The sequence below is a fragment of the Micromonospora sp. LOL_024 genome (genome assembly GCF_048060415.1).
Taxonomy (GTDB): domain Bacteria; phylum Actinomycetota; class Actinomycetes; order Mycobacteriales; family Micromonosporaceae; genus Micromonospora.
Genome location: NZ_JBHMIS010000087.1, coordinates 1 through 4,784, shown reverse-complemented (window position 1 = coordinate 4,784; position 4,784 = coordinate 1). Strand labels below are relative to the sequence as shown.

3 protein-coding genes are annotated in these 4,784 nt (G+C 68.6%); all 3 read right to left on the bottom strand.

The window, feature by feature from the left end:
• The coding region (locus ACFHWY_RS27970; RefSeq protein WP_416583240.1) for an ISAs1 family transposase at window positions 1-768 on the bottom strand (768 nt) is incomplete at its 3' end.
• Window positions 769-1,045: 277 nt separating this feature from the next.
• Window positions 1,046-2,038 (bottom strand): enediyne biosynthesis protein, encoded by a 993-nt coding sequence (locus ACFHWY_RS27965; protein WP_416583241.1) that lies wholly within the window; start codon window positions 2,036-2,038, stop codon window positions 1,046-1,048.
• An 11-nt stretch (window positions 2,039-2,049) separates the two neighbouring features.
• Window positions 2,050-4,041 (bottom strand): CRTAC1 family protein, encoded by a 1,992-nt coding sequence (locus ACFHWY_RS27960; protein ID WP_416583239.1) that lies wholly within the window; start codon window positions 4,039-4,041, stop codon window positions 2,050-2,052.
• Window positions 4,042-4,784: the final 743 nt, after the last annotated feature.

The window sequence follows — 4,784 nt, the reverse complement described above, 5'->3', positions numbered from 1 at the left end:
GCGGATCTGGATGGCCTGGGCGGCGTGCGGGAAGTCGATGCCGGTGGAGATGCTCAGGATCTTGCAGCTGCGGATCTCGCGGCGGCCGTGCCCGCGGTCGGTGTCACGGGTGGCGTCGGGGACTGCCCGCCAGGGCAGTGCGGTGAGCTGAGCGTGTAGGTGGGGTTGGTTGCCTTTGACGGTCAGGATCCAGTGGGCGCCGCGTTGCGCGAGGTAGGAGACGTGCTCGCGTTGGCAGTGCAGGGCATCAGCGGTGATCACGGTGTTGCGCAGGTCGGCGAGTTGGTCGAGCAGCGGCGCGAACCGGGTGATCTCGTTGGTCTTGCCGTCGACGTCGATGCTGCCCAGGACCACACCGGTGGCCTGGTCGCAGGCGGCCATCACGTGCCGGGCCGGGGTGTCGGGGGTGCGGGAGCCGCGCAGGGCCTTGCCGTCGACGGCGATCGCCTGCGGGGGCGTCGCGGTGGTCCGGCCGGCGAGCCAGACGCCGATTGCCGCGGTCAGTAGCTGCGGGTCCATGGCCTGCAGCAGTCGACGGATCATCGGCTCCGATGGGCGCCGGTCGGGAGTCATGCCCAGGGCGAGAGCCGTCGGGGCCGGAACGTCGGCGACCCATTCGGCGATCGCGGCGTACGAGCGGTAGCCGGCGACCACGGCACACACTGCTGCGGTGACCACGACCGTCAGCCGGTGCCGGACACCTCGCCGGGCTCGTGGATCAGGCAGACCAGCGAGCGCTTCGGGCAGCCCACCAGCGGTCTCCGGCACGGTCAGAGCCGGTGCGCAGGACAGGGAAGAGATCAGCGATGATGGCAGCGCGGGCATGACTCACTTCGGCGATCAGCATGGCGTAGGAACCTTGATGATCTTCTAAGCAGGTCATGCCCGTCTTGCTGCCGCCAACAGCGGCGCTTCTACTCCAAGCCTCACAAGTCAGACACCGTCACGACTTTGCCGGGGCCCTGTCCCCCACCGTGACACCTCCGGGCGACGGCGCCGCTGGTGCCGGCCGGGACGATGGTCGCCGTCCCGGCCGGCACCGGATTCACCTCGACGCGGGCTCCGGTGCGGGTTCCGGGCCGACGAGCCGGGTCTCCCGCGCCGGTCGGCGCAGCCAGACGACCCACCACATGAGTCCGCGGATGAGACAGACGAGGGTAAGCGCGAAGAAGATCGTGTAGACGACGTTGACGGCGATCAGGATTCCGTAGACGGCGGCCACGCCGGAGCCGAAGGCGAACTGGTGCCAGCCCTTGCTCGGCGTGGTCCCCGGGTCGGTGATCATATAATTCGTGAACAGGACGAACGCGACGCCGGTTATCGGCACCAGCGCCCCCCACATCGCCACGTCGAGCGTCCAGTGCCGGACCAACGCCTGGATCACGAAACCGCCGACCCAGCCGAGGATGAGCGGCATCTTCTTGGTCAACATCGCGTTGAGGACGGTGCCCGAGGTGATGATGAACAACGGAACGACGATGCTGATCACGTCCGGCGCGTGTTCGGTGAAGTGGTACGGCGGCGCGACGTTGACCCAGGGAAACATGAGCAAGGCCACGGTGATGCCGAGATTGGACGGATTCATGAAATGCCGCATCCGTCCGTTGACGGGCGCGCGGAGCACCGCCTTCTGGCCGATGGCGACGACAACCGCGAACGCGATCGGCCAGAACCGGTCGTTGGCGTACAGCAGCATGTTCACCGCGAGGGCGGTGATGTGTGCCGGAAGCAGGAACTCGAACATTCCCCGCGCCCCACGCCCGGTGAACTCGGGCGCGCGGCGGTGCGCGGCCGCGGTGACCAGTTCGATCAGGATCTCCGTCGCGTAGCCGACCAGCAGCGCGAGGATCGGCCACGCCCACGGCTGCTCGAAACCGAGCACGGTGTACCCGAGGATGTTGAACACGGTCATCGAGATGGCGAAGTTCCGCAGCGCCAGGTAGCGCGGATCCTTCGGCGGTGTCGTGGTAGCCGGCCGTACGCCGGGTGGCTCCCCACCGACCCGCTCGGCGAGGGCTCTGTGGTCGGTCCGGTGCATGGGCGGGACACTCAAGGCGCCTCCACCTCCCTGGCCTGATCGGTGAGCATCAGGCTGTGCCAGCCGTGGGTCATCTGCTGCGTCTGGGTGTGCAGCACGCCGTCGAGGTCGCGCCAGGCCAGTTCGACCGAGACCTGCTGTTCGCCGATCTCGCCGAGCCCGAACACCACGTCGAAGCTGCGCTTGCCGGAGTGGCCGCCCCCTCCGTCGAGCTGGGCGAGCCGAATACGCCCGTCGGGCGTACGGACGCGCACCTGGGCGCCGTACGCCGGTGTACCGATCGCTTCCGGCGAGGTCGCCGGCCGGTAGAGGCGCAGACCGAGGAAGTCGCCGGGCCGCCCGGTGGTGTTGCGGTAGAAACTCGGCTGGCCCCACTGACGGGCCACGGCGAAGTCCTGGCTGCCGTTGCCGTCTACATCGGCGATCGCGACGCCACGGCTCGGCGTGTCGTCCGTCATGCCGAGCTCCGCGCCGAGGTTGGTGTACCGCCCGTTGCCCTCCGCCGCCCAGAACGCGATCGGCTGCGAGCCGGCGACGTCGTCACCTGGCCGCGCGTTCGGCCACATCTGGGGATTGCGCAGCATGAGGTCGTTTGCCATGGCCAGTTCCTGGAGCCAGGCCCACCGGTTCAGGCTGCCCTTGATGAAGCCGTTGGTCTGCACGACCTCAACCTCGCCGTCGTAGTCGAAATCCGCCATTTTCGTGTCCCAGCCCCAGCCCGACCAGGCGAGGTTGCGGGCGGCCGCCTCGTTCTCGTAAGGTGCCCGGCCGGCGCGCAGCAGCTCACCGGCAGCCTGCGGGCTCGATGCGGTGTTGCGCCAGACGAAGGTGCTCTCCTCCAGCCCCCAGGAGGTGGTGATGTTGCTGACGAATGCGTCGAAGCGCCCGCTGCCGTGCAGGTCGCCGAACTCGATGGACATGCCCTTGAACGAGTCGTGGCCGAGGACCAGCGACTTCGGTGTGAACGCGTCCCGCTCGCCTTCGGCCAGCTCGAAGCGGATCTTGCCGGGCACGGAGCGGTTGTGGAAGAAGCGATCGTTGCCGAAGTCGTTGGCGAGGTAGAGCTCCGGCAGCAGATCCCCGTCCAGGTCGGCGGAGGCCGCGCCCAGGGTCCACCCGCTGCCCACCGCCGGGGCGATCGCGACCTGCTCGGTGTACGTGGCCGAGGGCTCGCGGCCGCCCTGCGCCGAGGTCCAGCGGAAGATGTGCGCCCCTCCGGCATTTCGCGCGTGCGACATCGAGTGGTTCATCTGCACCCCGGCCCGCCCCTGCGGATCGAGCACCTGGGAGTCGGGGAAGTAGTTGAAGACGCCGATGTCGACGTGCCCGTCACCGTCGAAGTCCGCCACGGCGACGGCGTTGGTGTTCCACAGCTGCCCGTCGTACGCCCCGTCGCCGCGGTCCCAGGTGGGGACGAGTTCCGTCGGCCGGAAGCGGTCCGGGGCGAGCGGTGCGCGGCCGCCGTGGTTCATGAACAGCACGGGTGTCCGTCCCCAGTAGTAGACGAGCAGGTCGGTCCAGCCGTCCTCGTTGAAGTCCCCGGGTACGCAGCCCATCGGTGCGATGGCGCGGTGGGTCGGCAGTGGGGTCGAGGTCAGGACGAACGGCTGGTACACGTTGGCGCTGCCCGGTGCCGGCGTGATGATCACGCTGTCACTGCGGGGATCCACCAGGCACAAGTCGTTGGCCACGCCGCCGCCGTCGAGATCGTTGACGGCGACCGCGGCGCCGACCGACGACACCCAGGACCGGATGTGCTCGTACTCCGGGTTGACCGCCCTGACGCTACGCTCGGGCAGACCATCCGGAAGCATGATCGGCAGCTCGGTGAACCCGAACCGGGCGGCGAGCCGGGCGCGGTCGGTCGGCGACGCCAAGGGCAGCCTCGCCAGTAGGTAGGTGGCGATCAACAGAACGATCACCGTGAAAACGGGTATGAGCCGGCGTAGAATACCGACCGGTTGCGATGCCAACGGGCTCCCCCTCGAATGTGGCAGCGCCATCGCGACGACGTCGCACGCTGCGCCGAAATGCGGCGGTCCGGGACAGCCGGTGACTCATCCGCTTCCGCATTTTCCGTGGATGTCCGGCGCCGCATCCGCGCCGGCAACCCGGGCACGAGGCAGGTGACCGTGGCCGCGGCAAGGCCGGGAGTTTCGCTCTCTCGCATTAGGCGCGGCGCGGATACACCGGTCCGAGAACGACGACCGCACCATCGGAGTGGGCCCGAACCACCAACATCATGGCCGACGCGGGTAATTCAATTCTTCTCACAGGTTGCGGTGGCAGGCGGGTGGGTCGCGTCAGCAATTGTCGGCGGCGCCGGATGCGACCCCCACCGCTCCGCGTCCGACGCCGCCGGTCCTCACGGTCGCTCGCCGCGCACCGCTCCGCCGGTCTGACCCAGGTGCTCCCGGGCCAGTCGCCGCAGCGCCGGCAGGGCCGCGTCCAACAGAGCGATCTGTGCGACCACGCCACCGCGTCGGCCTCCGACACCAGCCGTGACGGCAGCTCCGCAGCCTCCATCGTGGTCAGAATCATGACCGTCGCGGCGTGGGCACCAGCGCGCTCACCTCGACGCCGGCAAGGCTGCCGGCCTTCCCGGACCGACCTTCCGGGTGCGCGGAAAGAGCCCCTCTCAGGTAGAATTTGATGGTCGGTATCGGCAGTTCTGCACGATGACCCGGCCAGGGCTATTGCGTTCTGGGGTAACTGCTGGTCACGGCGGTTATGAGGTCGTGTGAGC

Excerpts from the sequence above, each read along its gene's own strand:
- ACFHWY_RS27965 (WP_416583241.1), bottom strand. The coding sequence starts at position 2,038 with ATGCACCGGACCGACCACAGAGCCCTCGCCGAGCGGGTCGGTGGGGAG.
- ACFHWY_RS27960 (WP_416583239.1), bottom strand. The coding sequence starts at position 4,041 with ATGGCGCTGCCACATTCGAGGGGGAGCCCGTTGGCATCGCAACCGGTC.